Raw genomic sequence first — 26,832 nt, forward strand, 5'->3', positions numbered from 1 at the left:
CATGAGCACCCGCAAAACGCTGGCCCTGCTGCTGTATTTCTTCTTCCTGCTGGTGCCGATCTACTGGCTGCTGAACATGTCGTTCAAGAGTAACACCGAGATCCTCGGCGGCCTGACCCTGTGGCCGCAGGCGTTCACCCTCGACAACTACCGGGTGATCTTCACCGATGCCAGCTGGTACAGCGGCTATATCAACTCGCTGTACTACGTGTGCCTGAACACGCTGATTTCGCTGCTGGTGGCGCTGCCGGCAGCGTATGCCTTCTCGCGCTACCGCTTCCTCGGTGACCGCCACTTGTTCTTCTGGCTGCTGACCAACCGCATGGCGCCGCCAGCGGTGTTCCTGCTGCCGTTCTTCCAGCTGTACTCGTCGATCGGCCTGTTCGATACGCATATCGCCGTGGCTTTGGCTCACTGCCTGTTCAACGTGCCGCTGGCAGTGTGGATCCTGGAAGGTTTCATGTCTGGCGTGCCGAAGGAAATCGACGAAACGGCCTACATCGACGGCTACAGCTTTGCGCGCTTCTTCGTGAAGATCTTTATTCCGCTGATTGGCTCTGGCATCGGCGTCACGGCATTTTTCTGCTTCATGTTCTCCTGGGTCGAACTGCTGCTGGCGCGCACCCTGACCTCGGTGAATGCCAAGCCGATTGCCGCGGTTATGACCCGCACCGTGTCGGCCTCGGGCATTGACTGGGGCGTGCTGGCGGCGGCGGGGGTACTGACCATTTTGCCGGGCATGCTGGTGATCTGGTTCGTGCGCAACCATGTGGCCAAGGGCTTTGCCCTGGGCCGGGTGTGAGGAGGGCAACGCATGGAATGGATGGCCTGGACCTTGCCAACGGCGCTGTTCTTCGCCGCCGTTGGCGTGCTGCTGCTGGGCATGACCCTGCTCGAACTGCGCCGCCCCTGCGTGGAGCGGCGGGGCTTGCTGCCGCTGGTCACCAGCCGCGGCGATCGCTTGTTCATCGGCCTGCTGGCCAGCGCCTACCTGCATTTGCTGGTGGTCGGCGTCAGCGAGTGGCCGTTATGGGTGGCCTCGCTGCTGTCGCTGGCGTGGCTGGTGCTGGTGCTGCGCTGGGGCTGAGCGAGCGGCCCTGTGGGATAACTGAAACGGGAGATCACAATGTTCGATAACAAGCACAACAGGCGACATTTGACCCTGGCCGCGTTGCTGGTACTGGCCAGCGTGCAGGGCACTGCCTGGGCCGACCAGTATGAGGACGCGGCAAAAAAGTGGATCGGCAGCGAGTTCAAGCCTTCAACCCTTACCCCTGAACAGCAGTTGGCCGAGTTGCAATGGTTCATCAAGGCGGCCGAGCCGTTTCGTGGCATGAAGATCAACGTGGTGTCGGAAACCATCACCACCCATGAATACGAGTCCAAGGTGCTGGCCAAGGCTTTCACTGAAATTACCGGCATCCAGCTGACCCACGACCTGCTGCAGGAAGGCGACGTGGTGGAAAAACTGCAGACGCAGATGCAGTCGGACAAGAACATCTACGACGGCTGGGTTAACGACTCCGACTTGATCGGTACGCACTTTCGCTACGGCAAGGTGGAATCGATCACCGACCTGATGGCCAACGAGGGCAAGAACTACACTTCGCCGACCCTGGACCTGAAAGACTTCATCGGCATTTCCTTCACCACTGCGCCAGACGGCAAGGTCTACCAGTTGCCCGACCAGCAGTTCGCCAACCTCTACTGGTTCCGCGCCGACTGGTTCGAACGGCCCGACCTGAGGGCCAAGTTCAAGGAAAAGTACGGCTACGAGTTGGGCGTACCGGTTAACTGGTCGGCCTATGAGGACATTGCCAAGTTCTTCACCGAAGACGTCAAGGAGATCGACGGCAAGCGCGTCTATGGGCACATGGACTACGGCAAGAAAGACCCGTCGCTGGGTTGGCGTTTCACCGATGCCTGGTTCTCCATGGCCGGCGGTGGCGACAAAGGCTTGCCCAACGGCCTGCCGGTGGACGAATGGGGTATTCGCGTGGAGGACTGCCACCCGGTGGGCTCCAGTGTGACCCGTGGTGGCGACACCAACGGGCCGGCCGCTGTCTACGCCACGCAGAAGTACGTGGACTGGATGCGTGCCTATGCGCCGAAGGAAGCCCAGGGCATGACCTTCTCTGAAGCAGGCCCGGTGCCGGCCCAGGGCAACATTGCCCAGCAGATCTTCTGGTACACCGCGTTTACCGCCGACATGACCAAGCCCGGGTTGCCGGTGGTGAATGCCGACGGCACGCCGAAGTGGCGCATGGCACCCTCGCCGAAGGGCCCGTACTGGGAGGAGGGGATGAAGCTGGGCTATCAGGACACCGGCTCGTGGACCTTCTTCAAATCCACCCCCGAGAAGCAACGCCTGGCAGCTTGGCTGTATGCCCAGTTCGTCACCTCCAAGACCGTGTCGCTGAAAAAGACCATCGTTGGCCTTACACCGATTCGCGAGTCGGACATCAACTCCCAGGCCATGACCGAGCTGGCGCCCAAGCTGGGTGGGCTGGTGGAGTTTTACCGCAGCCCGGCGCGGGTGCAGTGGACGCCAACCGGCACCAACGTGCCGGATTACCCGCGGCTGGCGCAGTTGTGGTGGAGCCACATTGCCGAAGTAGCCAGTGGCGAAAAGACCCCGCAGGAAGCCCTGGATGGCCTGGCCCGCGACCAGGACCGCATGATGGAGCGCTTGCAGCGGTCCAACGCCCAGGCCACCTGTGCGCCCAAGCTGAACCCGGAAAAGGATGCCCAGTACTGGTTCGACCAGCCCGGTGCGCCGAAACCGAAGCTGGCCAACGAAAAGCCCAAGGGCGAGACGGTCAGCTACAACGAACTGCTGAAGTCGTGGGAGGCGGCCAGGAAGTGACCGGCTGAGCACCGCGAAGAGGCCGGTGCAGCCAGCGAAAGCCAAGGCAAAAAAAACGGCACCTGCCAGAGGTGCCGTTTTCATTTCACGCGCTATTACTTGTGCAGCTCTTCCGCCGCATACAGCGTGTTCTCCAGCAGGCACGCCCGGGTCATCGGCCCGACGCCACCCGGTACCGGCGTGATCCAGCCGGCGCGCGGCAGGGCGGTCTCGTAGACCACATCGCCAACCAGCTTGCCGTCGTCCTGGCGGTTGATGCCCACGTCGATGACGATGGCGCCTTCCTTGACCCACTCACCCTTGACCAGCCCCGGCTTGCCGGCAGCCACGACCACCAGGTCGGCGCGGCCGACATGGCCGGCCAGGTCCTTGGTGAAACGGTGGCAGACGGTTACGGTGCAGCCAGCCAGCAGTAGCTCCATGGCCATCGGGCGACCCACGATGTTGGACGCGCCAACGATCACCGCGTTCATGCCGTACAGGTCCTGGCCAGTGCTTTCCAGCAGGGTCATGATGCCTTTCGGCGTGCATGGGCGCAGCAGCGGGATGCGCTGGGCCAGGCGGCCGATGTTGTACGGGTGGAAGCCGTCCACGTCCTTGTCCGGGCGAATGCGCTCGAGCAGCAGCGAGGCGTCCAGGTGCGCCGGCAGCGGCAGCTGCAGCAGGATACCGTCGACGGCCGGGTCGTCATTGAGGCGATCGATCAGCTCGGTCAGGGCTTGCTGCGTGGTTTCGCTAGGCAGGTCGAACGCCTGCGAAATGAAGCCGACCTCTTCGCAGTCCTTGCGCTTGTGCGAGACATAGACTTGGGAGGCGGGGTCGGTGCCGACCAGGATCACTGCCAGGCCCGGCGTACGCAGGCCTTGCTGGCGACGCTCCACGACACGTTGAGCGATCTGCTGGCGCAGCTTGGCGGCGATCGCCTTGCCATCGATTAGGTGTGCAGTCATAGACGCGTGATTAACCATCGAGAAGGAAACAATAAAGAACGCGCATTCTCGCACGACACGGGCCAAGGGCAAAGGCGGGTGGTCGGGCAAATCCCCTAAGCCCTTAAATAATTTAAATTTTTTTTAAAAAGGTGTTGACGACTTTCGGGGTCGCCTATAAGATTCGCCGCACTTGTCGGGCACAGCCTAGCACTGGTTGGCTAAGTCGGGCAGAATGAGTGGTTTAGCAGTTACCTGTTAAATGCTTGTTCGGTTAGGCTTCAAGCTTAAGCGCCCGTAGCTCAGCTGGATAGAGCATCCGCCTTCTAAGCGGATGGTCGCAGGTTCGAGTCCTGCCGGGTGCGCCATTAGGCAGCTTTGGCAAGCAAGTAGGCTGTAATGCAATATGGTGGGCGTAGCTCAGTTGGTAGAGCGCCGGATTGTGATTCCGGTTGTCGTGGGTTCGATTCCCATCGTCCACCCCATATTCTTCAAAGGCGCCTCGATAGCATCTGGCGCCTTTGTTTTAAGCGTTACGCGGACGTGGTGAAATTGGTAGACACACTGGATTTAGGTTCCAGCGGCGCAAGCTGTAAGAGTTCGAGTCTCTTCGTCCGCACCATGCTTCTGTAAGGTTGTACCGCAACACCGCAATATGGTGGGCGTAGCTCAGTTGGTAGAGCGCTGGATTGTGATTCCAGTTGTCGTGGGTTCGATTCCCATCGTCCACCCCACATTCTTGAAAGGCGCCTTGATCGAAAGATCGGGCGCCTTTTTGTTTTCGGGCTATGCGCATGGCTTGGGTGGTTGGGCGCCTGGGCGACCGAGCGCCGCCCGCGCGGCGCATCACGAGCGAAGCTCGCTCCTGCATCTGTTTCGGGCCAGTTATTCCTGGAGCAGAGGTGCGCGATCCCTTGGAGCACCCTTCGATACCGTGTCGGGCAAGCAGGGCGGTTGTGCGCGCTGATGCGGGCAATATTGGCCCGAAACAAATGCAGGAGCGAGCTTCGCTCGCGATGCGCCGCGCGGGCGGCGCTTGATCTCGCAGGCGCTGAAAATGTCTCAGTGAACCGCCTCCCGGCCAAATCACCTCCCGCCCCCTTGCAATCCTCTGGTGGCGGCCCAATAAAAGCTGTTAGATTTCAGCCGGTTGAAACGCCGGCCCAGTTGGCCGACAGAGGAACAACCCAATGATTGCAAAAGAAGCCCGTCAGGCCCTGGCGCTGCAGCGCTTTGCCGAAGCCAATCCGCAGCTGCTCGAAGAGATCCGCGAGCTGGATGCGCGCGAGCAGGCCCAGCAGATCGAATGGGCGTTCGAGGATGCGGCTGATGAGCAGGGTATCCAGCCTTGGGAGCTGGCGCTGCAATTGATCGCCGAAACCCCGGAGCAGCTGCAGGCCATGCGCCTGGAGACGCACCGTGAGGTGGCCGAGGCGCTGGGGCTGGAGTGGGAAGAGTACTGCCAGTTCAACGAAATCGACCCTGAATAAAGGCAGCGAATTCGCCGCTGGCAGTTGTTTGACAAGTTATTTCGGCTGCATTGCGCCATTGGCGTGGTGCGGCCCTTGATGAAGGAGGCCTGGCGGCATGCCGTGCGGGCCTTGAAAGTTAATCGACCGGCGTGGCTTCCCGTCGTCCCGGGTGGGGTGACTTCTGCTGCGCGACTCACTAGAATGCTTGCCCTTGATTCTGGAGTCGGGCTAACGCCGGCTAACGTCTGTGCAACGAGGAATATCCATGCAAGTTTCTGTTGAAAACACTTCCGCTCTCGAGCGCCGCATGACCATCGCCGTTCCGGCCGAGCGCGTCGAGAACGAAGTCAACAAGCGTCTGCAACAGACTGCCAAGCGCGCCAAGGTTGCCGGCTTCCGCCCAGGCAAGGTGCCGATGAGCGTGATCCGTCAGCGCTTCGAAGCCGATGCCCGTCAAGAGGCTTTCGGTGATCTGGTTCAGGCTTCCTTCTACGAAGCCATCGTCGAGCAGAAGCTGAACCCGGCTGGCGCCCCTGCCGTTGAGCCCAAGTCCTTTGAAAAGGGCAAGGACCTGGAATTCGTCGCCATCTTCGAAGTATTCCCAGAGTTCACCGTTGCTGGCCTGGAGTCGATCAACGTCGAGCGCCTGAGCGCCGAAGTGGCTGACGCCGACCTGGACAACATGCTGGAAGTGCTGCGCAAGCAAAACACCCGCTTCGAGGCCGTCGAGCGCGCTGCGCAGAACGACGACCAGGTCAACATCGACTTCGTCGGCAAGGTCGACGGTGAAGTGTTCGCCGGTGGTTCGGCCAAGGGTACCCAGCTGGTACTGGGCTCCGGCCGCATGATCCCAGGCTTCGAAGACGGCCTGGTAGGCGCCAAGGCTGGCGAAGAGCGCGTTGTCAACGTGACCTTCCCAGAGGACTACCAGAACCTGGACCTGGCTGGCAAAGCTGCCGAGTTCACCATCACCGTCAACAGCGTTTCGGCTCCAGCCCTGCCAGAACTGAACGAAGAGTTCTTCGCCCAGTTCGGTATCAAGGAATCGACCCTGGAAGGCTTCCGCGCCGAAGTTCGCAAGAACATGGAGCGTGAACTGCGCCAGGCGATCAAGACCAAGGTGAAGAACCAGGTCATGGACGGTCTGCTGGCCGCCAACCCGATCGAAGTGCCGAAAGCCCTGCTGGAAAACGAAGTCAACCGTCTGCGCGTGCAGGCTGTTCAGCAGTTCGGTGGCAACATCAAGCCTGAGCAACTGCCAGCCGAGCTGTTCGAAGAGCAAGCCAAGCGCCGCGTAGTGCTGGGCCTGATCGTTGCCGAAGTGGTCAAGCAGTTCGAGCTGAAGCCAGACGACGCCAAGGTTCGCGAGATGATCGAAGAAATGGCTTCGGCTTACCAAGAGCCTGAGCAGGTCATCGCCTGGTACTACAAAAACGACCAGCAATTGAACGAAGTGCGTTCGGTTGTGCTGGAAGAGCAAGTTGTAGATACTGTTCTGCAGAAAGCGACTGTGACCGACAAGTCGGTCTCGTACGAAGATGCCGTTAAACCAGCTCAGGCTCCTGCCGACGCTGAGTAACAGGCTTCTCTCGTAGGAAACCCCCACAAGCCAGCCTTCGAGCTGGCTTGTGCGTATTCAAGCCATGACTATTTGGGAGTGAGCGCAGGACATGTCCCGCAATTCTTATATTCAGCAGAGCTCTGACATCCAGGCCGCAGGCGGCCTGGTCCCGATGGTTATCGAGCAGTCCGCCCGTGGCGAACGCGCTTACGACATTTATTCGCGCCTGTTGAAGGAGCGAGTGATCTTCCTGGTTGGCCCGGTAGAGGACTACATGGCCAACCTCGTCGTTGCGCAACTGCTGTTCCTTGAGGCGGAAAACCCGGACAAGGATATCCATCTGTACATCAACTCGCCGGGCGGCTCCGTCACCGCCGGCATGTCGATCTACGACACCATGCAGTTCATCAAGCCGGACGTGTCGACCATCTGCATTGGCCAGGCCTGCAGCATGGGCGCCTTCCTGCTGGCAGCAGGTGCCAAGGGCAAGCGTCACTGCCTGCCCAACTCGCGCGTGATGATCCACCAGCCGCTGGGCGGCTTCCAGGGTCAGGCTACCGATATCGAGATCCACGCCCAGGAAATCCTCAATATCAAGGCTCGTCTGAACGAGCTGCTGGCCTACCACACTGGCCAGGAGCTTGAGACCATCAAGCGCGACACCGAGCGTGACAACTTCATGAGCGCCTCGCGCGCGGCCGAGTACGGCCTGATCGACTCGGTCTACGACAAGCGGCAACTGGCCTCCTGAACCGGGGTGCCAGAGCAGGTAGGCGCGGAATGCGCCTACCTGCGGACTTGAAAAAGCCCGCAATTGCCTTCATCTTGTGTTGCAAGCCTACCGGATTGGATCGATCGAATGACTGACACCCGTAACGGCGAGGACAGCGGCAAATTGCTCTATTGCTCCTTCTGCGGCAAAAGCCAGCACGAAGTGCGCAAATTGATTGCCGGGCCCTCGGTTTTTATCTGCGACGAGTGCGTCGACCTGTGCAATGACATCATCCGTGAGGAGGTGCAGGAAGCCCAGGCCGAGAGCAGCGCGCACAAATTGCCTTCGCCGAAAGAAATCAGCGGCATCCTGGACCAGTACGTCATTGGTCAGGAGCGCGCGAAGAAGGTGCTGGCCGTAGCGGTGTACAACCACTACAAGCGCCTGAACCAGCGTGACAAGAAGGGTGACGAAGTCGAACTGGGCAAGAGCAACATCCTGCTCATCGGGCCGACTGGCTCGGGTAAGACCCTGCTCGCCGAAACCCTGGCACGCCTGTTGAACGTACCGTTCACCATTGCTGACGCCACCACCCTGACCGAAGCCGGTTATGTGGGTGAGGACGTCGAGAACATCATTCAGAAGCTGTTGCAGAAGTGCGACTACGACGTGGAAAAGGCCCAGATGGGCATTGTCTACATCGACGAAATCGACAAGATCTCGCGCAAGTCGGACAACCCGTCCATCACCCGTGACGTCTCGGGCGAGGGCGTGCAGCAGGCACTGCTGAAACTGATCGAAGGCACCGTGGCCTCGGTTCCGCCGCAAGGCGGCCGTAAACACCCGCAACAGGAGTTCCTGCAGGTTGATACCCGCAACATCCTGTTCATCTGCGGTGGCGCGTTCTCGGGCCTGGAAAAGGTTATCCAGAACCGCTCCACCAAAGGTGGTATCGGTTTTGGCGCCGAAGTACGCAGCAAGGAAGAGGGCAAGAAGGTCGGTGAGTCCCTGCGTGAGGTCGAGCCGGACGATCTGGTCAAGTTTGGCCTGATCCCGGAGTTCGTCGGCCGTCTGCCGGTACTGGCGACCCTCGACGAGCTGGACGAGGCTGCGCTGATGCAGATCCTCACCGAGCCGAAAAACGCCCTGACCAAGCAGTATGCCAAGCTGTTCGAGATGGAAAGCGTCGACCTCGAGTTCCGCAGTGATGCGCTCAAGGCCGTAGCACGCAAGGCCCTGGAGCGCAAAACCGGCGCCCGTGGCCTGCGTTCGATCCTCGAAGGCGTGCTGCTGGACACCATGTACGAGATCCCTTCGCAGAAGGATGTCAGCAAGGTGGTGATTGACGAGAGCGTCATCGAAGGCACCTCGCAGCCGCTGATGATCTACGAGAACAGCGAGCCGCACGCCAAGGCCGCGCCAGACGCCTGATTCAGGTAATGGCCGGTGACGGTTGCAAGCAAGAAGGGGGCCTACGGGCCCCTTTCTGCTTTTCCTGCGCTAGCGCTTGTAATTTCCCAAGCGTGCCCCCACATTAGGTCCAAGCATCATTTCCACCGGTTTCCGGCCATAAGGCCGCTGTAGAGGCGAAATCATGAAGACCACCCTCGACTTGCCTCTTTTGCCATTGCGCGATGTCGTTGTTTACCCGCACATGGTCATCCCGCTGTTCGTGGGGCGCGAAAAGTCCATCGAAGCCCTTGAGGCGGCGATGACGGGCGAAAAGCAGATCCTCCTGCTGGCCCAGAAGAACCCAGCCGATGACGACCCGGGCGAGGACGCCCTGTACCGCGTCGGTACCGTTGCCACCGTGCTGCAACTGCTGAAGCTGCCTGATGGCACCGTCAAGGTGCTGGTCGAGGGCGAGCAGCGCGGCGCCGTCGAGCGGTTTGCCGAAGTAGAAGGGCACATCCGTGCCGAAGTCTCCCTGATCGATGAAGTCGACGCCGCCGAGCGCGAGTCGGAAGTGTTCGTGCGTACGCTGTTGTCGCAGTTCGAGCAGTACGTGCAGCTGGGCAAAAAAGTCCCCGCCGAAGTACTGTCTTCGCTGAACAGCATTGAAGAGCCGGGGCGCCTGGTTGACACCATGGCTGCTCACATGGCCCTGAAGATCGAGCAGAAGCAGGAAATTCTCGAAATCGTCGACCTGCCAACCCGTGTCGAGCACGTGCTGGCGCTGCTGGATGCCGAAATCGACCTGCTGCAGGTTGAAAAGCGCATTCGCGGCCGGGTCAAGAAACAAATGGAGCGCAGCCAGCGCGAGTACTACCTGAATGAGCAGATGAAGGCCATTCAGAAAGAGCTCGGCGATGGCGATGAAGGCCACAACGAAGTCGAAGAGCTGAAAAAGCGCATCGAAGCCGCTGGCCTGCCCAAGGACGCCCTGGCCAAGGCCCAGGCCGAGCTGAACAAGCTCAAGCAGATGTCGCCGATGTCGGCCGAAGCCACCGTGGTGCGTTCGTACCTCGACTGGCTGGTGCAGGTGCCGTGGAAGGCCCAGAGCAAGGTGCGTCTGGACCTGGCCAAGGCCGAGGAGATCCTCGATGCCGACCACTATGGCCTGGAAGAGGTCAAGGAACGCATCCTCGAGTACCTTGCCGTGCAGAAGCGCGTCAAGAAAATCCGTGGCCCGGTGCTGTGCCTGGTCGGCCCGCCAGGTGTCGGCAAGACCTCGCTGGCCGAGTCGATCGCCGCCGCCACCAACCGCAAGTTCGTGCGCATGGCCCTGGGTGGCGTGCGTGACGAGGCCGAAATCCGTGGCCATCGCCGTACCTACATCGGCTCCATGCCGGGTCGCCTGATCCAGAAGATGACCAAGGTGGGTGTGCGCAACCCGCTGTTCCTGCTTGACGAAATCGACAAGATGGGCAGCGACATGCGTGGCGACCCGGCCTCGGCGCTGCTGGAGGTGCTCGACCCGGAGCAGAACCACAACTTCAACGACCATTACCTGGAGGTTGACTACGACCTCTCGGACGTGATGTTCCTGTGCACCTCGAACTCGATGAACATACCGCCGGCGCTGCTCGACCGGATGGAAGTCATCCGCCTGCCGGGCTACACCGAGGACGAGAAGATCAACATCGCGGTCAAGTACCTGGTGCCCAAGCAGGTCAAGGCCAACGGCCTGAAGAAGGAAGAGCTGGAGGTCGATGTATCGGCGATTCGCGACATCATCCGCTATTACACCCGCGAAGCCGGTGTGCGTGGCCTGGAGCGGCAAATCGCCAAGGTCTGCCGCAAGGTGGTCAAGGAACATACCGGGCAGAAGCAGGTCAAGGTCAAGGTCGCCAGCGAGCAGCTGGAGCATTTGCTGGGCGTGCGCAAGTTCCGCTACGGTCTGGCCGAGCAGCAGGACCAGATCGGCCAGGTTACCGGCCTGGCCTGGACCCAGGTGGGTGGTGAGCTGCTGACCATCGAAGCCGTGGTTATCCCCGGCAAGGGCCAGCTGATCAAGACCGGCTCGCTGGGCGATGTCATGGTCGAGTCGATCACCGCCGCGCAAACCGTGGTACGCAGCCGCGCCCGCAGCCTGGGTATTGCTGCCGACTTCCACGAGAAGCATGACGTGCATATCCACATGCCTGAAGGCGCCACGCCGAAGGACGGCCCAAGTGCCGGCATCGGCATGTGCACCGCGCTGGTGTCGGCATTGACGCAGATTCCGGTACGTGCCGACGTGGCCATGACTGGCGAAATCACCCTGCGTGGCCAGGTGCTGGCTATTGGCGGGCTGAAGGAAAAATTGCTGGCGGCACACCGTGGCGGGATCAAGACGGTGATCATTCCCGAGGAGAATGTCCGCGATCTGAAGGAGATTCCGGAAAATATCAAACAGGATCTGCAGATCAAACCGGTCAAATGGATTGACGAAGTCCTGCAAATTGCGCTGCAATACGCCCCGGAGCCCTTGCCAGATGTGGCTCCGGAGATTGTCGCGAAGGATGAAAAGCGCGACGGCGATGCTAAGGAAAGAATTAGCACGCATTAAGTAGTTTTTGGCTGGGGGGCTTTCCTTGACAGTTTTTTCGGGGCCTTGCTATAAAGCGGCACGCTATTGTCATCAGGCCACCCAGCGCACGTTTCATAAGCTTTTCATTACATACTTAGAAACAAACTCAATAGAGAAATAAGGGGACTTAGAGTGAACAAGTCGGAACTGATTGACGCTATCGCCGCATCTGCTGACATCCCGAAAGCTGTAGCCGGCCGCGCGCTGGACGCAGTAATTGACTCCGTGACCGGTGCCCTGAAAGCAGGCGACGACGTCGTTCTGGTTGGCTTCGGTACCTTCTCGGTCAAAGAGCGCGCAGAGCGCACCGGCCGTAACCCGCAAACCGGTAACGCGATCAAGATCGCTGCCGCCAAGGTTCCAGGCTTCAAGGCTGGCAAAGGCCTGAAAGACGCCGTCAACTAAGTCGTCTCTTTCAGCCGGACCAGGCCTGGCCAGGTCCGAGCACGGTGATGGCGGGGCGCAAACGTTCCCGCCTGACACGTTTGCTAAGAAAAGGCGCATCCTCGGATGCGCCTTTCTTTTATCAGGATTCTACCCACGCTCCGCGGTTGTCGACGCAGTGGTACAGCCGTTTCTGGGGGACGCATGCTGCAAAATATCAGGGACAATTCACAAGGTTGGATTGCCAAGACCATCATCGGCCTTATCGTCGTATTGATGGCGTTGACCGGCTTCGAAGCCATTTTCCAGGCCGCCACCCATAGCCAGGACGCTGCCAAGGTTAACGGCCAGACCATCAGCCAGAACGAGCTGAGCCAGGCGGCCGACATGCAGCGCCGTCAGCTGATGCAACAGTTGGGCAAGGATTTCGACCCAGCGCTGCTGGATGACAAATTGCTGCGTGAAGAGGCGCTCAAGGGCTTGATCAGCCGCAAGCTGTTGCTGCAAGGCGCTGAAGATGCCAAGTTCGCCTTCTCCGAAGCCGCACTGGATCAGGTGATCCTGCAGACGCCGGAGTTCCAGGTGGACGGCAAGTTCAATGCCGACCGCTTCGACCAGGTGATCCGTCAGATGGGTTACGGGCGCATGCAGTTCCGCGACATGCTCGGCGAAGAAATGCTCATCGGCCAACTGCGCACCGGCCTGGCCGGCAGCAGCTTCGTCACCGATCCGCAGGTCGAGGCCTTTGCCCGGCTGGAAAAACAGACCCGTGATTTCGCCTCCCTGACCTTCAAGGCCGACCCGGCTGCGGTCAAGGTCAGCGATGAAGAGATCAAGGCTCACTACGACCAGCACGCCAAGGAGTTCATGTCGCCTGACCAGGTGGTGATCGACTACGTCGAGCTGAAGAAGTCGGCGTTCTTCGACCAGGTCAAGGTGACCGACGAAGAGCTCAAGGCGCAGTACGAGAAGGAAACTGCCAACCTCGCCGAGCAGCGCCATGCTGCGCACATCCTTATCGAGGTCAACGACAAGGTCACCGACGCCCAGGCCAAGGCCCGGGCCGAAGAGATCGAGCAGCGCCTGGCCAAGGGTGAAGACTTCGCCGCACTGGCCAAGGAGTTCTCCCAGGACCCAGGTTCTGCCAATAGCGGTGGTGACCTTGGCTTCGCTGGCCCGGGCGTGTACGACCCGGCGTTCGAAGATGCGCTGTACAAGCTGCAGGATGGCCAGGTCTCTGCGCCGGTGCGCACCGAGTTCGGTTATCACCTGATCAAGCTGCTGGGCGTGCAGGCACCAGAAGTGCCGAGCTTTGCCAGCCTGAAGGACAAGCTGACCCGCGACCTGAAGACCCCGCTGGTAGAGCAGCGTTACGTCGACGCCAGCAAACAGCTGCAAGATGCTGCCTACGAGGCTTCCGACCTGGCCCAGCCGGCCCAGGACCTGAACCTGAAGGTGCACACCTCGGCAGCGTTTGGCCGCGAGGGCGGTGAAGGCATCACTGCCAACCGTTCCGTGGTACAGGCTGCGTTCTCCGAAGAAGTGCTGGATGAGGGTGCCAACAGCACCGCCATCGAGCTCGACCCGGAAACCACCGTGGTACTGCGCGTCAAGGAGCACCGCAAGCCGGAGCAACTGCCGCTGGAGGCTGTGGCCAAGAACATCAGCGAGCACCTGGCCAAAGAGAAGGCGACTGCCGAGCTCAAGACCAAGGCGGACAAGCTGATTGCCGGCCTGCGTGACGGTTCCATCGCAGCGGACAGCGTGCACGAAGGGCAGGGCTGGAAGGCCTACGAAGCGGTTACCCGCGGTGAGGACGGTATTGACCCGGCCGAGCTGCAGGCGCTGTTCCGCCTGGGCAAGCCGCAAGCCAAGGACAAGCCGGTGTATGGCAGCGTAGTGCTGCGTGACGGTAGCCTGGTGGTGCTGCAGCTCAAAGGCGTCAACGAAGGCGCTGCCGCCACCGACGAAGAAAAGCAGCAGATCCGCCGCTACCTCGCGTCGCGTGCTGGCCAGCAGGACTTCGCGGCCTACCGCAAGCAGCTGGAAGCCAATGCGGACATCACCCGCTACTAAGGTGATCTTCGTATGAAGAAACAGGCCGCCTCGTGCGGCCTGTTTCGTTTCCGCTCACTCACTGGGCAACGCGGTCATTGTGGGAGCGGCCTTGTGTCGCGAAAGGGCCGCAAAGCGGCCCCGGCAATTTTCGCGGCTAAGCTGCAAATCTGGGGCTGCTGCGCAGCCCTATCGCGACACAAGGCCGCTCCCACAATGACCGCGTGTTCCAGTACTAGCGCTTCACCCCTTCATAGTTGTCCAGCGTATCCCGCGCAATTTCCCGCCCCAGGGCGATCAGCTCTGGCGCCTTGTAAAACTCGAAAAACCGGCACACCCGCTTGGGCACGTTGATCAGCACATCCGGTGGATAGCCGGCGATCTTGTACTGTGCCAACGAGGTCTGCATGACCTCGAAGCTCTGGTTGATCAAGTCCAGCAGCGAAGCGGGCCCCACGTTGTCGATGATGAAAGAGCCGGTTGCCGATTTCGGCGCGCCCTCGCGCTCCGGTGCCGCTGCTGGTTGCTGGGCCTCCGGGTCGGCGGCATCGGCCAGCCACGGGTTCGGTGGTGCCAGCCCTTCGGCGACGATTTCCTGTTCAATGCGGATCAGTTCTTCTGCAGGCTTGCGGCGGAACGGCAAGCGCGAACCCAGCGAGCTCAGCAAGGAGTCAAAACGCATCTTGAATGCCGCCGGGCGCTCGATCACCGGCAACTGGTACTGCTTCTGGTTGGTGGCGTTGAGGTTGACCGCAATGATCATGTCACAGTGGCTGGACACCACCGGCACGATCGGCAGCGGGTTGAGGATGCCACCGTCAACCAGCATACGGTTGCCTTGCATCACCGGCGTGAACAGGCTGGGGATGGCCGCCGAGGCGCGCATGGCCTGGTGCAGGCAGCCCTCCTGAAACCAGATTTCCTGTTGGTTGGTGAGGTCGGCCGCAACCGCCGTGTAGGGGATGCGCAATTGCTCGATGTTGATTTCGCCGACGATCTTGCGGATCTGGCCAAACACCTTGTCGCCGCGAATCGCGCCGAGGCGAAAGCTGACGTCGACCAGGCGCAGCACATCCAGGTAGTCGAGGCTTTCGATCCAGTTGCGGTAGTCTTCCAGCTTGCCGGCGGCGTAGATGCCGCCAATTACCGCACCCATGGAACAGCCGGCGATGCAGGCGATGTCGTAGCCGCGGCGCTCGATTTCCTCGATCACGCCGATGTGTGCATACCCCCGGGCTCCGCCCGATCCCAGTACCAGTGCCACGCGTTTACTCATGAACATTCCCCGGCCATTGCAACCATGGTCCTACAATGCACCCATCGCTGCCTGTGCTTCAATGTAGATCGCGCTGAGCTACTGTAATTAAGCTGGCTAGGTAAAGCTGGCCGGGCAGGGCACTTTTCAGCTGCCGGGGCGTCGAACAGCCACCGTTTTTATCCATTGAGGAACTACTGATGAAAGCCTGGATCTGCCTTCCACTGATTGCCTTGGCCCTTGCGGGCTGTGCCGGCAAGACGGCCTACCGTGACAGCTGCGCAACCCAGCTGGATGCCGCCTGGAAGGAGCTGGACCTGGCCAAGGCCGAAGGCTTTGCCGGTGCGGTGAGTTACTCCAAGGCCTTGTCGCTGCTGACCGGGGCCAAGACCCAGCAGCAGTTCGAAGGTTATGAAAGCTGTACCAACAAAGCCGAAAAGGCGCGCTTCTACATTCGTGAGTCTCGCGCCGGGCGCTGACCAAGGAGCGTTGTATGTCCGCCATGCTCGATCATGTGGTTGCCCAGATAGTGGCCTTGCAGGTGCGCCTGCTGGCTTGCCGCGAACGCCTGGCTGCCGATACCGACAGCGAGGCCTTGCACGACCTGCGCATCAGCGTGCGGCGCCTGCGCAGCCTGCTGCGGCCACTGCGTGGGCTGCCAGGGGTAGAGCAGCTGGAGGATGCCGCCAGCGCGCTGGGTACCTTGACCACGCCGCTGCGGGACCGCGAGGTGCTGGCAGCCGAACTGATCGGGCGCGGGTATGACGCGGCGGGGCAGCGGCGCCTGGAAGGGCGTGGCAAAACCTTCGCCAGCGTTGCTGCCAGCCCACAGTTGGCCCGCGTGCTGGCGATTGTCGATGCGTTTCCGCTGTTCCTGCGTGCGGCTGGGCGCGAGGGCCTGGTCAAGTCGCTGGACAAGCGCATCGACAAGCGCCTGGTCAAGCAGTGGCGCACATTGCATGAAGCCCTGCAGGACCCCGCCCATGATCGCCATCGCCTGCGTTTGCTGATCAAGCGTGCGCGCTATGGCGACGAGGCTTACCCGCAGCTTGAGCACGCGGGCAAGAAACTGCAGCGCTTGCTGAAAAAGGCACAGGGCGACCTGGGCGATTGGCACGACCGCCTGCAGTGGTTGTTGCAGGCACGTGAGCAGGGCGACCTGGCACCGTGCAAAGTCGCTTGGGAGCAGGAACTGCACGAGGCTGAGCAACAGTCGGATGTGACGCTGGATGCCCTGCAGCAGGCGCTGGCGCGGCGCAAGCCCGAAAAATGACCGATATGCGGGCTGATTGCCTGCGGTTTGCTGGCTAGGATGGGCAGACCTTTTTCGCTGTAGGCAGGAGCCGGCCAATGAATTTCAACCAACTGCTCGACGCCGTGCGGGCCAACCCCGAGGCTGTCAGCATACCCCCCAGCTGGGCCCAGGGCCGTGCCGCCTTTGGCGGACTGATGGCGGCCATGGTGTATGAGGCCATGCGCCTGAAGCTCAGCGACAGCCGCCCTGTGCGCTCGCTGGCCATCAGCTTCGTGGCGCCGGCAGCGGCAGATGTGCCAGTGCGCTTCGAGGTGGAGGTACTACGGGAAGGCAAGGCAGTCAGCACGTTGCTGGGGCGCGCCATTCAGGATGGCCAGGTGGTGACCCTGGTACAGGGCAATTTCGGCGCCGGTCGGCCTTCGGTGGTCGAGGTGCCGGCGTTGCCGGCCATGGAAATGAAAGCGCTCGAAGACGCGGCCCCGGAGTTACCCTACATCAAAGGTGTCACGCCGGAGTTCATGCGGCACGTGGCCTTGCGCTGGGCGGTGGGTGGGCTGCCGTTCAGTGGCAATCAATCGCGCAAGATGGGCGGTTGGGTGCGGTTGCGAGATGTGGCCGAGGAGCAGGTCAACGAGGCGCACTTGTTGGCCTTGGTCGACGCCTGGCCGCCAAGCTTGATGCCGTTTCTCAAGCAACCCGCTGCCGGCAGTACCTTGACCTGGACCATCGAATTCATCCAGCCCACGGCGCAGCTGTCGACGCTGGACTGGTGCCGGTATTGCGTGGAAACGGAGCATGCGCGGGATGGTTATGGGCACGCTGCTGCAGCACTGTGGACGGCGCAGGGCGAGCTGCTGGCCTTGAGCCGACAGACTGTGACCGTGTTTGCCTGATCGACCCCTTGGAGCGCTACGCGCTCCTTTCGCGACGCAAGGCCGCTCCCACAGGGGGGCGCGCAAGCTCCAAGACATGCGCGACTCCTGTGGGAGCGGCCTTGCGTCGCGATTGGGCTGCAAAGCAGCCCCATGGCATCAATGCCGATGCTTATGCCGTTCACGCCAGGCCTTCCACCAGGCCCCGCTCAACACAAAGCGCGGAAAGGTGATGAACTGTTCGGTCAGCAGGCGCTGCACGGCATCCTGGCGGTTGGCGAACGGCTCGGGCTGTTCAGCTTCCAGGCGGTGGCCTTGGCGCTGCAGGCCCAGGCCGGCAATCAAGGCAATGATGCCAACGGCTATCTGGCCCAGGTCCAGGCCGAACAGGCCAGACAGCACCAGCAGCGCACCCAGAATGAACAGCGGCACGGCAATCAGGTGCAGCACCAGGTTGGTCGGGTGGCGGTGATTATGGTGGTAGCCGCGCCATTGCCAGGCGGGCAGGTTGGGCAGGCGTTTGCTCATGGGCATTTCCTCACGGTAATGCCCAAAGCTTAGTGCGGGCCCCGGGCGGGGGCCAATCGAGGCTGGCTATGGCGACTATAGCTTGAGCTGGCCAATGGCCTTGTTCAGCTCGCCAGCCAGGGTCGCCAGTTCGCTGCTGGTGGTCGCCGAGCCCACCGTCTGCTGCACGGTCTGTTCGGTGACATCGCGGATGCTCACCACGGCGCGGTTCATTTCCTCGGCCACCTGGCTTTGCTGCTCGGCTGCCACGGCAATCTGGGTGTTGCTTTCACGCATCTGCGCTACGGCGCCGGTAATCTCGGCCAGCGCTTCACCGGCCTCTTGGGCCTGCCGGACACAATCGTCGGCCTTGTATGAGCTTTCCTGCATGAACTCCACCGCATCGCGGGTGCCCGACTGCAGGGCCGAGACCATGGTGGTGATCTCGTCGGTGGAGGTCTGTACGCGCTTGGCCAGGTTGCGCACCTCATCGGCCACTACGGCAAAGCCACGGCCCAGGTCGCCGGCGCGCGCGGCTTCGATGGCGGCGTTGAGCGCCAACAGGTTGGTCTGTTCGGCGATGCTGTGGATCACACTGACCACACCGTTTATTTTCTGGCTGTCTTCGGCCAGCTGACGAATCATCTCGGCAGTTTGCTGCACGCCGCTGGACAGCCCGGAAATCGAGTCCTGCACCCGGCTGACCACTTCTTTGCCACTGCCGGCCAGGCTGTCGGCGGTTTGTGACAGGTCACGGGTGGCGCCAGCATGCTGGGCAATGTGGTACACCGTCGCCGACATTTCGTTGATGGCGGTGGCCGCCTGGTCGGTCTCGCTCTGCTGGCCAAGCATGCCGTGGCGCACGTCGCTCATGCTGGCGGCCAGGCGCGCGGCACCCGAGTCCAGCTTTGCGGCGGTGTGGGCAACGGTACTGACCACGCGGTGGTAGGTTGCCTGCATGGCGTTGAAGGCCCCGGCCATCTGGCCGACTTCGTCGCCACAGGCCAGTGGCACGCGCGCCGCCAGGTCGCCAGTTTTTTCCACGTGCAGCATCACGTCCTTGAGGGTGTTGAGCTGGCTGAGCAGGAAGCGGATCAGCAACTGCGACGCCCCGAGCATGGCCAGCATCAGGATCAGCACGCAAACAGCGTAATTGCCGAAACGGTCGAAGAACACCTGGCGCAGGCTTGGCGACTGGGCCAGCACAGCCACTTGCTGGTCGCCGTTGCGCAGTACCTGCGCGCCATGCAGCGGGTTGTTGCCGAGGACCTGGGCTGCGGGTAGTTCGACCCAGCCCTGGGCATTGCGCAGGGCCTCGAGGGGTTCACCCGCAAAGGTAGGCGTTTGCCCGGCTGACCAACTGATGACGTTGGCCGGGCGGGGCAGCGGCTGCCCGGCTGGCCAGGCGGCCAGCAGCTGGGCTTGTGCCGCCGCCTGGGCCTGCGCCGCTTCGGCGCGGGCGCGCTGCTCCAGGTGCACGGCATAGAGCACCAGCAGCAAGGTCGTGACAAAGGCCACCGCGTTGACGGCCCAGAACTTGTACTTCAGGGAAACATTGCTAAGCCAGGCACCCATGGGCAGGTCTTCTCTGAGTTGAGCGGGAACAATATTGGCAAGGTGCCATCATTGTGCCTGCCCAAGCCAGGCCCTTTCTTGATGTGTATCAAGAAAGGGCCTGGCGCGCTCCTGCAACGGATCGCGTCTGGTTCAGGGCAGTTGGAAAAACGCCCGCGCCGTCGCCGTGGTATGTGCTGCGGTGTGCTCCAGCGGCTCACCCCGGTGCAAGGCCACTTCGCGCAATACCTCTGGCAGGAACGCTGGCTCGTTGCGCCCGTTCTTCGGCTTGGGCCGCAGGCTGCGGGGCAGCAGGTAGGGCGCATCGCTCTCCAGCATCAGCCGCCCTTCGGCAATGTTGCCCACCAGCGGATGCAGGTGCGTTCCGCGGCGTTCGTCGCAAATCCAGCCGGTAATGCCGATGTGCAGGTCCATGTCCAGGTAAGCGAACAGTGCGTCGCGCTCGCCGGTAAAGCAGTGCACCACGGCACCGGTCAGGTGGTCGCGGTAATCCTTGAGGATCGCCAGCAAGCGTTCGCTGGCATCGCGCTCATGCAGGAACACTGGCAGGCGTAGCTCTGCGGCGATTGCCAGTTGGGCTTCCAGGGCTTTTTCCTGCAGCGGGCGAGGGGAGAAGTCGCGGTTGAAGTCCAGGCCGCATTCGCCCACGGCGCGCACACGCGGCTCATTCAGCAGCTGGCGCAACTGGCGCTCGCTGCCGGCATCCCAAGCTTTGGCATCGTGGGGGTGTACGCCTGCCGTGGCAAACAGGTGCGCACCGCTCGCATCCAGCTGCTGGCACAGCTCCAGCGCCTGTTCGCTGACTGCCAGGCTGGTGCCGGTCAGCACCATTTGCGTGACCCCCGCCTCAAGGGCGCGCTCGACGATTGCCGCCTGCTGGTCGTGGAAACTGCTGTTGGTCAGGTTGACGCCGATATCGATCAGTTGCATGGTGCTAACTCGTGCCGCGGGGCGGCCAGCATAGCAAAAACCGCGTTTTTCTGAAAAAACCAAGAACTTCATGCTGTTGCCGTGGTCTTTTACCGTCATTTCTCACTTGGCGGTGCAATCCCATGGATGCCGCCCACCGACCATGGACACGTTTTCGCATGCTGCGATGCTGGCTTATCTTCCTGCTGTCGCTTGGGCTGGCCTTGGCGGGCCCCGCCCACGCGCGCCTGCCGGGGCCGCAGCAGAATATCCCCCCCGCCAAGGTGCGTGACCTGCAACAGATTCGCACCAGCAAGGTGCTGCGGGTGCTGGTCAACCAAAGCCGCAACAGCTCCGGTGAAATCAAGGGCGAGCCGGTCGGCATCGAATACTATCGCCTGCGCGCCCTGGAGCATTACCTCAACGCCCGCGCCGCCGATGGCCAGCAGATCCAGCTCAAGCTGGTCCCGCGGGCCAAGGAGCAGTTGCTGGGCGCCTTGGCCCGCGGTGAGGGTGACCTGGCCGCGCCGGGTGAATTGCTCGACCCGAGCCTGGTGCGGGCGGTCAGCAGCAGTGCGCCGATCCTCGATCAGGTACCGCTGTTGCTGGTGGGGCGCAAAGGCGAGCGCAGTTTCAGCCATGTGGAACAACTGTCCGGGCGCACCGTAGCCTTGACCAGTGCCAGTGCCGCCGGCCCGTTGATCCAGCAGGTCAACCAGCAACTGGCACTGCGCAAGCGGGCGCCGATCAAGGTGGAATGGGTCGACTCGACGCTGGCGGTGGAGGATGTGCTGGAAATGGTCCAGGCCGGCATCTATCACCTGACCGTGGTCGAGCAGCCGATTGCCCGGCGCTGGGCCCGAGTGATGCCGCGCCTGCGCCTGGATAGCCGCGTACACCTGGGGGCGCCACAAGCCATGCGCTGGTATGTGGGGCGCGATGCGCCGCAGTTGCTGGCCGCGGTTGATCGCTTTTTGCAGGGCTACCGCGCGCCGGACAACCAGGATGCCGCGTTCGAGCGCATTTACCGCCGCCAGTACCGAGTGCACAACCCGCTGGCCAGCAAGGACCGCCAGCGGCTTGCCTCACTGCGGGCGGTGCTGCAGAAGCACGGTGAGGCGCAGCAGATCGATTGGCTCAACTTGGCTGCGTTGGCCTTCAAGGAATCCACCCTCAACCCGGCTGCGCGCGGCAGTGGTGGTGCCCATGGCCTGATGCAGATCACCCCTTCGGCGGCCCAGCGCGTGGGGGTGAGCAACACCGCCACGGTGGATGGCAATGTTCAGGCCAGCGCCCGCTATCTGGCGCTGATCCGGCGCAAGTTCTTTGCCAGTGCCAAGATCAACGAGCGTGAGCGCATGGCCTTCGTGTTGGCTGCCTACAACCTCGGCCCCGAGCGGGTCCAGGCCATGCGCGCGGAAGCCCGGCGGCGCGGGCTTAACGGCAATCAGTGGTTCTTCCAGACCGAGCGTATTGCCATGGAGCAGGTGGGCATGGGGCCGGTCAACTTCGTCAACAGCGTCAACAAGTACTATTTGGCGTTCAACCGCGAGCGTGCCGTGCTGGAGCGAGTAGCCAAACGCTGACAAATCGATTTTATCGATTGTTATGTTGGGTTTTTTGCGATTTTCATATCTATTGAATTGATTATCATGGCGCCCATCCCAACACAACTTCTTCGCTTCAAGGACGCTTCAACATGAACAACACTACTCTCAACGCCCTGTTCTCCACCCGCGCCGGCACTGGCCTCAGCGTAATCCGCATCCTGGTTGGCATCATCTTCATGGCGCACGGCGCGCAAAAACTGTTCGGCCTGTTCGGCGGCTATGGCCTGGAAGGCACCGGCCAGTGGATGGAAAGCATCGGCCTGGCCCCGGGTTACCTGATGGCCCTGCTGTCCGGTAGTGCCGAGTTCTTCGGTGGCCTGGCCCTGGTGATCGGCCTGCTGGCCCGCCCGGCGGCCCTGGCGCTGACCGTCACCTTGGTGGTGGCGATCTTCTCGGTGCACATCGGCAATGGCCTGTTCATGTCGAACAACGGTTATGAGTTTGCCTTGGCGCTGCTGGCCGGCACTGTTGCAGTCATGATCGAAGGGGCTGGCCGCTTCTCGCTGGACCGCCTGATCGCTCGCTGATACGTCGCCAATGACAAGATACAGGCCTCATACGGATTGAGGCTTGTATCTTGTCGCTTGTAGCTCTAGCATACCGCCTGCGCCGATTTAAACAGCTACTTGCGGGGCGCAGGAAAGCCCCACCTCCGGGTCATCCGAAATACCGCTAAAGCGCTGGTTCGGTGACGCCTCCCACCGCTGCCCAGCGGGATTTGCGAGGCGGAGAGAAACTCCATGAGTTGCCCACGTACCAGTGTCTGTTTGAGCCCTTTGCCTGCCAGCCAGGCGACCCGCACACCGCGCATTCTGCTCGGCGGCCAGCATCAGCCCACTCTTTTGCGTCACCTCGAAGGCCTGTCCCGGCGCAAGGGCCAGGCGCGTGCGTTCCTGATCCAGTTCGCCGATACCGGCGGCCACCTCGAGCAATATGGCAACGACCGCTTCGACCTGGCCGTAATTCAGGCGCCGGCGCCGGAAGAGGCCGCCGAAGTCATCGGCCATCTCACCCGCATCGCGCGCCAAGGCCTGATTACCCGCCGCTGAGGAGCGCGCTGTTGAGCACCAACATCATCACCACGGAAGGCCATGAGGCGCTGAAGAAAGAGCTTGACCACCTGTGGCGGGTGTATCGCCCGGAAATCACCCAGAAGGTCGCCTGGGCGGCGTCGCTGGGTGACCGCAGCGAGAATGCCGACTACCAGTACAACAAAAAGCTGCTGCGCGAAATCGACCGCCGGGTGCGATACCTGCGCAAGCGTCTTGAAGATGTGAAGGTGGTGGCTTACTCGCCACAGCAGGAGGGCAAGGTGTTTTTCGGTGCCTGGGTAGAGATCGAGAACGACGAAGGCGAGACCATGAAGTTTCGCATCGTTGGTTATGACGAGATCTATGGGCGCAATGACTACATCTCGATCGACTCACCCATGGCCCGTGCCCTGCTGAAGAAGGAGGAGGGTGATGAGGTGGTGGTGCATACGCCTACCGGTGAAGCGACCTGGTATGTGAACAGCATCACTTACGGCCAGTAAATTGATGTTGCCTGTGCGGGCCTCTTCGCGGGTAAACCCGCTCCCACAGGAGTTGCACAACCTTCGAGGATGATGCAGTACCTGTGGGAGCGGGTTTACCCGCGAAGAGGCCGGCACAGGTAAGCCTCAACTCTCCCGCAACACCGCCAACGGGCTGGCATTCAGCGCCCGCTGCGTGCCCAGCACCCCCGCGCCACCCACCAGCAGCGCCCCCGCCAACGGCAGCACCAGCAGCCACGGATGCGGGCTCCACTGCAAGTCGAACGCATAGCGGTACAGCACCAGGGTAATCAGCTCACATCCCACTGCGGCCAGTAGCCCGCTAGCCGCGCCCAGCAAGCCGAATTCGATACGCCGTGCCTTGACCAACAATGGCCGCGCCGCCCCCAGCGCACGCAGCAAGGCGCCTTGGCGGATGCGTTCGTCCAGTGTGGCCTGCAACCCGGCGAACAGCACCGCCAACCCGGCCGCCAGCACGAACAGCAACACATACTCCACCGCCAGGGTGACCTGGGCGAGGATGCTGCGCAGCTGATCGAGCAGGGCGTCCACCTGCAAGATGGTCACTGCCGGGAACGCCCGCGACAGCGCCACTACATCCAGGTCATGCCCCGGTGCCAGGTAGAAGCTGGTCAGGTAGGTGGTTGGCAGCCCCTGCAGCGTGCCGGGTTGGAAGATCATGTAGAAGTTAGGCTGGAAACTGTCCCAGTGCACGCTGCGCAGGCTGCTGACCCTGGCTTGGCGCTGCTGGCCGCCAATGTCGAAGGTCAGCAGGTCGCCCAGTTGCAGTTTCAGGCTACTGGCCAGTTGTGCTTCCACCGAGACCCCTGGGATTTCATCGTCGGCTGGCAAGGCTTGCCACCAGCTGCCCGCGGCCAGTGTGTTGCCCTCAGGCAGCTCGGCGGCCCAAGTCAGGCTGAGGTCGCGCTGTACGGCGCGCTCGCCTGCCGAGTCCTTGCTGACGATTTGCTGCACCGGTTGCTCATTGATTTGCACTAGGCGGCCAGGTGTTACCGGGTACAGCGGTGCCGATGCAGCGTTGACCTGGTGCAGGCGCTGGGCGAATGGTTCACGGTCATCCGGCAGGATGTTCAGGGCGAAATGGTTGGGTGCATCCTTGGGCAACTGCGCCTGCCAGGTGTCGAGCAGCTCCGCGCGCAGCAGGGCGACCAGGGCCATGGCCAGCAGTATCAGGCCGAAGGCCAAGGCTTGGCCGGCCGCCGCCATGGGGTGGCGCAACAGCTGGCCCAGCCCCAGGCGCCAGGTTAGTGGCGCCCCGGCCAGCAACTGGCGCAGGCTGCGCAAGCCGAGCAACAGCAAACCGCCGAGCAGCAGCGCGGCAACCAGGCCACCACCCAGCAGGGCGAAGGTGAGTAACAGGTCTAGGCTCAGGCGCCACATGATCAGGCCCAGGGCGAACAAGGCCGCACCGTACACCAGCCAACTGCTGGGCGGTATTGGCAGCAGGTCACGGCGCAGCACCCGCAGTGGCGGCACCTGGCCCAGGGCGGCAATCGGCGGCAGGGCGAAGCCAGCCAAGGCAACCAGCCCGGTAGCGATGCCGGCCAGGGCCGGGACGATACCACCGGCGGGCACCTCGCTTGGCAGCAGGCCATGCAGCAGGCGGAACAGGCCCAGCTGGGCCAGCCAGCCGAGCAGGGCGCCAGCCAGGGCGGCGACCAGGCCAAGCATGGCCAACTGCAGGCAATACAGGCCTAGCGCCTGGCGGCGCGACAGGCCCAGGCAGCGCAACAGGGCGCTGGCATCCAGGCGCCGTGCGGCATAGCGGCTGGCCGACAAGGCCACCGCGACCCCGGCCAGCAACACCGCCACCAGGCTGGCCATGTTCAGGTAGCGTTCGGCCTTGCCCAGGGCGCCGCCGATCTGCTGGTTGCCATCGCGGGTGTCGCGCAACCGCTGGTTGGCGGCCAGGTCTTTTTCCACGGTCTGACGGTATTTGCCCAGCGCCTCGGCATCGCCGCGCCACAGGTCGCGGTAGGTGACCCTGCTGCCCGGCTGGATCACGCCGGTGGCTTGCAGGTCAGCCAGGTTCATCATCACCCGTGGGGTAAGGCTATAGAAGTTGTTGGCGCGGTCTGGCTCGTAGGTGAGTACGCGGCTCATGCGCAGGGTTTTCATGCCCACGTCGATGCTGTCGCCAATCGCCAGCCCCAGTGCCGCCAGCAAGCGCGGTTCGACCCACGCCTCGCCAGGCTCCGGGCCGCCGCCGGGCGTTTCCTCGGTATAGGGTGCCGGGGCACTGCGCACTTGCCCGCGCAATGGGTAAGCGCCATCGGCAGCCTTGACGCTGGACAGCTGAATACCCTTGTCGCCGCCCACCACGCTGGTGAACTCGACCACCTGAGCGTGGCGCAAGCCAAGCGCCTTGCCGGCGTCAATCTGTTGCTCGCGGGCCGGGGCGCTGCCTTGCAGCACCAGGTCGGCGCCGAGGAACTCGCTGGCACGCAGTTGCATGGCACCGTTGAGGCGGGCGCCGAAATAGCCGATGGCAGTGCTGGCCGCCACGGCCACCAGCAGGGCGAAGAACAGCACGCGCACTTCACTGGCGCGAATGTCGCGCAGCAACTGGCGCAGGGCCAGGCCGCACAGGCGGGACAATGGCATGTGGGTCATCAGGCCTCCACCGGCGCCACCAGGCGGCCCGCGTCCAGGCGGATCTGGCGCCGGCAGCGCCGGGCCAGGCGTTCGTCATGGGTGACCAGCACCAGCGTGGTGCCGCGCTCTTTATTCAGTTCGAACAGCAGGTCGCTGATGCGCTCGCCGGTATGGCTATCGAGGTTGCCAGTGGGCTCGTCGGCGAACAGCACTGCCGGTTGCGCGGCGAAGGCGCGGGCGATGGCCACCCGCTGCTGCTCGCCCCCTGACAACTGACGTGGGGTGTGGCTCAGGCGTTTGCCCAGGCCGACCCGTTCCAGCAAGGTGCGGGCGTGTTCGCGAGCGTCGCGGCGGCCGTCCAGCTCCAAAGGCAGCATGACGTTTTCCAGGGCGTTGAGGCTGTCGAGCAACTGGAACGACTGGAATACGAAGCCCACATGTTCGGCGCGCACCCGGGCGCGCTGGTCTTCATCCAGTGGCCCCAGGTCGTGGCCGGCGAGGATGACCTTGCCAGCGCTGGGCTGGTCGAGGCCGGCGAGCAGGCCGAGCAGGGTCGACTTGCCCGAGCCCGAAGCGCCGACGATGGCCAGGCTGTCGCCTTGGGCCAGGTCGAGGGAGAGCGCGTGCAGGATAGTCAGGTCACCTTCCGCGCTGGGGACCACTTTGCTAAGGTTCTGCGCAACGAGAATGCTGGGGCCCATGGAGAAT

24 protein-coding genes and 4 tRNA genes are annotated in these 26,832 nt (G+C 62.3%); 21 read left to right on the top strand and 7 right to left on the bottom strand.

What is annotated here, in order from left to right; all coding sequences use genetic code 11:
* Position 1: 1 nt before the first annotated feature.
* From ABE456_RS04755 to ABE456_RS04765, 3 genes are read left to right on the top strand one after another with little or no spacing between them, the layout of a single operon-like run.
* The gene (locus tag ABE456_RS04755) at positions 2-802 is read left to right on the top strand and encodes a carbohydrate ABC transporter permease (protein WP_346642933.1); all 801 of its coding nucleotides are present in this window, start codon (positions 2-4) and stop codon (positions 800-802) included.
* A 12-nt stretch (positions 803-814) separates the two neighbouring features.
* The gene (locus ABE456_RS04760) at positions 815-1,087 is read left to right on the top strand and encodes a DUF2160 domain-containing protein (protein WP_346642934.1); all 273 of its coding nucleotides are present in this window, start codon (positions 815-817) and stop codon (positions 1,085-1,087) included.
* 39 nt (positions 1,088-1,126) lie between these two features.
* The gene (locus ABE456_RS04765) at positions 1,127-2,866 is read left to right on the top strand and encodes an ABC transporter substrate-binding protein (RefSeq protein WP_346642935.1); all 1,740 of its coding nucleotides are present in this window, start codon (positions 1,127-1,129) and stop codon (positions 2,864-2,866) included.
* A gap of 95 nt (positions 2,867-2,961) precedes the next feature.
* Here the strand turns inward: ABE456_RS04765 and folD are convergent, their stop codons facing one another.
* Complete coding sequence (gene folD, locus ABE456_RS04770) at positions 2,962-3,816, bottom strand: bifunctional methylenetetrahydrofolate dehydrogenase/methenyltetrahydrofolate cyclohydrolase FolD (protein ID WP_346642936.1); 855 nt, start codon at positions 3,814-3,816, stop codon at positions 2,962-2,964.
* A gap of 270 nt (positions 3,817-4,086) precedes the next feature.
* Between folD and ABE456_RS04775 the strand changes: the two genes are divergently transcribed.
* The 11 genes from ABE456_RS04775 (at position 4,087) to ABE456_RS04825 (ending at position 14,012) form a co-directional block, all read left to right on the top strand.
* Positions 4,087-4,163: transfer RNA gene (locus ABE456_RS04775), tRNA-Arg, on the top strand.
* Between the two features lie 41 nt (positions 4,164-4,204).
* A tRNA-His gene (locus ABE456_RS04780) sits at positions 4,205-4,280 on the top strand.
* A 52-nt stretch (positions 4,281-4,332) separates the two neighbouring features.
* Positions 4,333-4,417: transfer RNA gene (locus tag ABE456_RS04785), tRNA-Leu, on the top strand.
* Between the two features lie 36 nt (positions 4,418-4,453).
* Positions 4,454-4,529 (top strand) — tRNA-His (locus ABE456_RS04790).
* Positions 4,530-4,985: 456 nt separating this feature from the next.
* Positions 4,986-5,285: a DUF6388 family protein gene (locus ABE456_RS04795; protein ID WP_346642937.1), complete on the top strand. Its 300-nt coding sequence runs from the start codon at positions 4,986-4,988 to the stop codon at positions 5,283-5,285.
* A 247-nt stretch (positions 5,286-5,532) separates the two neighbouring features.
* Complete coding sequence (tig, locus tag ABE456_RS04800; RefSeq protein ID WP_346642938.1) at positions 5,533-6,846, top strand: trigger factor; 1,314 nt, start codon at positions 5,533-5,535, stop codon at positions 6,844-6,846.
* Positions 6,847-6,937: 91 nt separating this feature from the next.
* Positions 6,938-7,579 (top strand): ATP-dependent Clp endopeptidase proteolytic subunit ClpP, encoded by a 642-nt coding sequence (clpP, locus tag ABE456_RS04805; RefSeq protein WP_003250240.1) that lies wholly within the window; start codon positions 6,938-6,940, stop codon positions 7,577-7,579.
* 108 nt (positions 7,580-7,687) lie between these two features.
* Positions 7,688-8,971 (top strand): ATP-dependent Clp protease ATP-binding subunit ClpX, encoded by a 1,284-nt coding sequence (clpX, locus tag ABE456_RS04810; protein ID WP_167069594.1) that lies wholly within the window; start codon positions 7,688-7,690, stop codon positions 8,969-8,971.
* Between the two features lie 163 nt (positions 8,972-9,134).
* On the top strand, positions 9,135-11,531 hold the full coding sequence (gene lon, locus ABE456_RS04815) for an endopeptidase La (RefSeq protein ID WP_346642939.1): 2,397 nt from the start codon (positions 9,135-9,137) through the stop codon (positions 11,529-11,531).
* Between the two features lie 153 nt (positions 11,532-11,684).
* Positions 11,685-11,957, top strand: a complete 273-nt coding sequence (locus ABE456_RS04820; protein ID WP_346642940.1) for an HU family DNA-binding protein — start codon at positions 11,685-11,687, stop codon at positions 11,955-11,957.
* A gap of 183 nt (positions 11,958-12,140) precedes the next feature.
* Entirely contained in the window at positions 12,141-14,012 is a 1,872-nt protein-coding gene (locus ABE456_RS04825) for a SurA N-terminal domain-containing protein (protein WP_346642941.1), read from the top strand.
* 214 nt (positions 14,013-14,226) lie between these two features.
* Here ABE456_RS04825 and ABE456_RS04830 read toward each other — a convergent pair whose 3' ends face one another.
* Positions 14,227-15,267: a patatin-like phospholipase family protein gene (locus ABE456_RS04830; protein WP_346642942.1), complete on the bottom strand. Its 1,041-nt coding sequence runs from the start codon at positions 15,265-15,267 to the stop codon at positions 14,227-14,229.
* 179 nt (positions 15,268-15,446) lie between these two features.
* Between ABE456_RS04830 and ABE456_RS04835 the strand changes: the two genes are divergently transcribed.
* The 3 genes from ABE456_RS04835 to ABE456_RS04845 all read left to right on the top strand — a co-directional run bounded on the left by ABE456_RS04835 (position 15,447) and on the right by ABE456_RS04845 (position 17,394).
* A complete protein-coding gene (locus tag ABE456_RS04835; protein WP_346642943.1) occupies positions 15,447-15,725 on the top strand; it encodes a hypothetical protein in 279 nt (92 codons plus the stop codon).
* Between the two features lie 14 nt (positions 15,726-15,739).
* The gene (locus ABE456_RS04840; protein ID WP_346642944.1) at positions 15,740-16,519 is read left to right on the top strand and encodes a CHAD domain-containing protein; all 780 of its coding nucleotides are present in this window, start codon (positions 15,740-15,742) and stop codon (positions 16,517-16,519) included.
* Positions 16,520-16,596: 77 nt separating this feature from the next.
* Entirely contained in the window at positions 16,597-17,394 is a 798-nt protein-coding gene (locus tag ABE456_RS04845; protein ID WP_346642945.1) for a thioesterase family protein, read from the top strand.
* 138 nt (positions 17,395-17,532) lie between these two features.
* Here the strand turns inward: ABE456_RS04845 and ABE456_RS04850 are convergent, their stop codons facing one another.
* The 3 genes from ABE456_RS04850 to ABE456_RS04860 form a co-directional block, all read right to left on the bottom strand.
* On the bottom strand, positions 17,533-17,901 hold the full coding sequence (locus ABE456_RS04850; RefSeq protein WP_346642946.1) for an Mpo1-like protein: 369 nt from the start codon (positions 17,899-17,901) through the stop codon (positions 17,533-17,535).
* Positions 17,902-17,976: 75 nt separating this feature from the next.
* Positions 17,977-19,455, bottom strand: coding sequence for a methyl-accepting chemotaxis protein (locus ABE456_RS04855; RefSeq protein WP_346642947.1), 1,479 nt, complete (start codon positions 19,453-19,455; stop codon positions 17,977-17,979).
* 132 nt (positions 19,456-19,587) lie between these two features.
* Complete coding sequence (locus tag ABE456_RS04860; protein WP_346642948.1) at positions 19,588-20,385, bottom strand: TatD family hydrolase; 798 nt, start codon at positions 20,383-20,385, stop codon at positions 19,588-19,590.
* A gap of 158 nt (positions 20,386-20,543) precedes the next feature.
* On the opposite strand from ABE456_RS04860, the gene ABE456_RS04865 reads away from it, so the two are divergent.
* The 4 genes from ABE456_RS04865 to greB all read left to right on the top strand — a co-directional run bounded on the left by ABE456_RS04865 (position 20,544) and on the right by greB (position 23,508).
* The gene (locus ABE456_RS04865; protein WP_346643024.1) at positions 20,544-21,950 is read left to right on the top strand and encodes a transglycosylase SLT domain-containing protein; all 1,407 of its coding nucleotides are present in this window, start codon (positions 20,544-20,546) and stop codon (positions 21,948-21,950) included.
* Between the two features lie 113 nt (positions 21,951-22,063).
* Complete coding sequence (locus tag ABE456_RS04870) at positions 22,064-22,501, top strand: DoxX family protein (RefSeq protein ID WP_346642949.1); 438 nt, start codon at positions 22,064-22,066, stop codon at positions 22,499-22,501.
* Positions 22,502-22,714: 213 nt separating this feature from the next.
* Entirely contained in the window at positions 22,715-23,023 is a 309-nt protein-coding gene (locus tag ABE456_RS04875) for a hypothetical protein (RefSeq protein WP_346642950.1), read from the top strand.
* An 11-nt stretch (positions 23,024-23,034) separates the two neighbouring features.
* A complete protein-coding gene (gene greB / locus ABE456_RS04880) occupies positions 23,035-23,508 on the top strand; it encodes a transcription elongation factor GreB (RefSeq protein ID WP_346642951.1) in 474 nt (157 codons plus the stop codon).
* 126 nt (positions 23,509-23,634) lie between these two features.
* Here greB and ABE456_RS04885 read toward each other — a convergent pair whose 3' ends face one another.
* Together ABE456_RS04885 and ABE456_RS04890 are read right to left on the bottom strand one after the other, a co-directional pair.
* Entirely contained in the window at positions 23,635-26,142 is a 2,508-nt protein-coding gene (locus ABE456_RS04885; RefSeq protein WP_346642952.1) for an FtsX-like permease family protein, read from the bottom strand.
* The gene (locus ABE456_RS04890; RefSeq protein WP_016714756.1) at positions 26,142-26,825 is read right to left on the bottom strand and encodes an ABC transporter ATP-binding protein; all 684 of its coding nucleotides are present in this window, start codon (positions 26,823-26,825) and stop codon (positions 26,142-26,144) included. The genes ABE456_RS04885 and ABE456_RS04890 overlap by 1 nt, the downstream gene beginning before the upstream one ends.
* Positions 26,826-26,832 lie beyond the last annotated feature (7 nt).

This window comes from Pseudomonas sp. TWI929 (genome assembly GCF_039673335.1).
Taxonomy (GTDB): Bacteria; Pseudomonadota; Gammaproteobacteria; order Pseudomonadales; family Pseudomonadaceae; genus Aquipseudomonas.

What these genes read in the sequence shown, in the direction of transcription:
- ABE456_RS04755 (WP_346642933.1), top strand. Translation starts at nt 2, where the DNA reads ATGAGCACCCGCAAAACGCTGGCCCTGCTGCTGTATTTCTTCTTCCTG.
- ABE456_RS04760 (WP_346642934.1), top strand. Translation starts at nt 815, where the DNA reads ATGGAATGGATGGCCTGGACCTTGCCAACGGCGCTGTTCTTCGCCGCC.
- ABE456_RS04765 (WP_346642935.1), top strand. Translation starts at nt 1,127, where the DNA reads ATGTTCGATAACAAGCACAACAGGCGACATTTGACCCTGGCCGCGTTG.
- folD (WP_346642936.1), bottom strand. Translation starts at nt 3,816, where the DNA reads ATGACTGCACACCTAATCGATGGCAAGGCGATCGCCGCCAAGCTGCGC.
- ABE456_RS04795 (WP_346642937.1), top strand. Translation starts at nt 4,986, where the DNA reads ATGATTGCAAAAGAAGCCCGTCAGGCCCTGGCGCTGCAGCGCTTTGCC.
- tig (WP_346642938.1), top strand. Translation starts at nt 5,533, where the DNA reads ATGCAAGTTTCTGTTGAAAACACTTCCGCTCTCGAGCGCCGCATGACC.
- clpP (WP_003250240.1), top strand. Translation starts at nt 6,938, where the DNA reads ATGTCCCGCAATTCTTATATTCAGCAGAGCTCTGACATCCAGGCCGCA.
- clpX (WP_167069594.1), top strand. Translation starts at nt 7,688, where the DNA reads ATGACTGACACCCGTAACGGCGAGGACAGCGGCAAATTGCTCTATTGC.
- lon (WP_346642939.1), top strand. Translation starts at nt 9,135, where the DNA reads ATGAAGACCACCCTCGACTTGCCTCTTTTGCCATTGCGCGATGTCGTT.
- ABE456_RS04825 (WP_346642941.1), top strand. Translation starts at nt 12,141, where the DNA reads ATGCTGCAAAATATCAGGGACAATTCACAAGGTTGGATTGCCAAGACC.
- ABE456_RS04830 (WP_346642942.1), bottom strand. Translation starts at nt 15,267, where the DNA reads ATGAGTAAACGCGTGGCACTGGTACTGGGATCGGGCGGAGCCCGGGGG.
- ABE456_RS04835 (WP_346642943.1), top strand. Translation starts at nt 15,447, where the DNA reads ATGAAAGCCTGGATCTGCCTTCCACTGATTGCCTTGGCCCTTGCGGGC.
- ABE456_RS04840 (WP_346642944.1), top strand. Translation starts at nt 15,740, where the DNA reads ATGTCCGCCATGCTCGATCATGTGGTTGCCCAGATAGTGGCCTTGCAG.
- ABE456_RS04845 (WP_346642945.1), top strand. Translation starts at nt 16,597, where the DNA reads ATGAATTTCAACCAACTGCTCGACGCCGTGCGGGCCAACCCCGAGGCT.
- ABE456_RS04850 (WP_346642946.1), bottom strand. Translation starts at nt 17,901, where the DNA reads ATGAGCAAACGCCTGCCCAACCTGCCCGCCTGGCAATGGCGCGGCTAC.
- ABE456_RS04855 (WP_346642947.1), bottom strand. Translation starts at nt 19,455, where the DNA reads ATGGGTGCCTGGCTTAGCAATGTTTCCCTGAAGTACAAGTTCTGGGCC.
- ABE456_RS04860 (WP_346642948.1), bottom strand. Translation starts at nt 20,385, where the DNA reads ATGCAACTGATCGATATCGGCGTCAACCTGACCAACAGCAGTTTCCAC.
- ABE456_RS04865 (WP_346643024.1), top strand. Translation starts at nt 20,544, where the DNA reads ATGCTGCGATGCTGGCTTATCTTCCTGCTGTCGCTTGGGCTGGCCTTG.
- ABE456_RS04870 (WP_346642949.1), top strand. Translation starts at nt 22,064, where the DNA reads ATGAACAACACTACTCTCAACGCCCTGTTCTCCACCCGCGCCGGCACT.
- ABE456_RS04875 (WP_346642950.1), top strand. Translation starts at nt 22,715, where the DNA reads ATGAGTTGCCCACGTACCAGTGTCTGTTTGAGCCCTTTGCCTGCCAGC.
- ABE456_RS04885 (WP_346642952.1), bottom strand. Translation starts at nt 26,142, where the DNA reads ATGACCCACATGCCATTGTCCCGCCTGTGCGGCCTGGCCCTGCGCCAG.
- ABE456_RS04890 (WP_016714756.1), bottom strand. Translation starts at nt 26,825, where the DNA reads ATGGGCCCCAGCATTCTCGTTGCGCAGAACCTTAGCAAAGTGGTCCCC.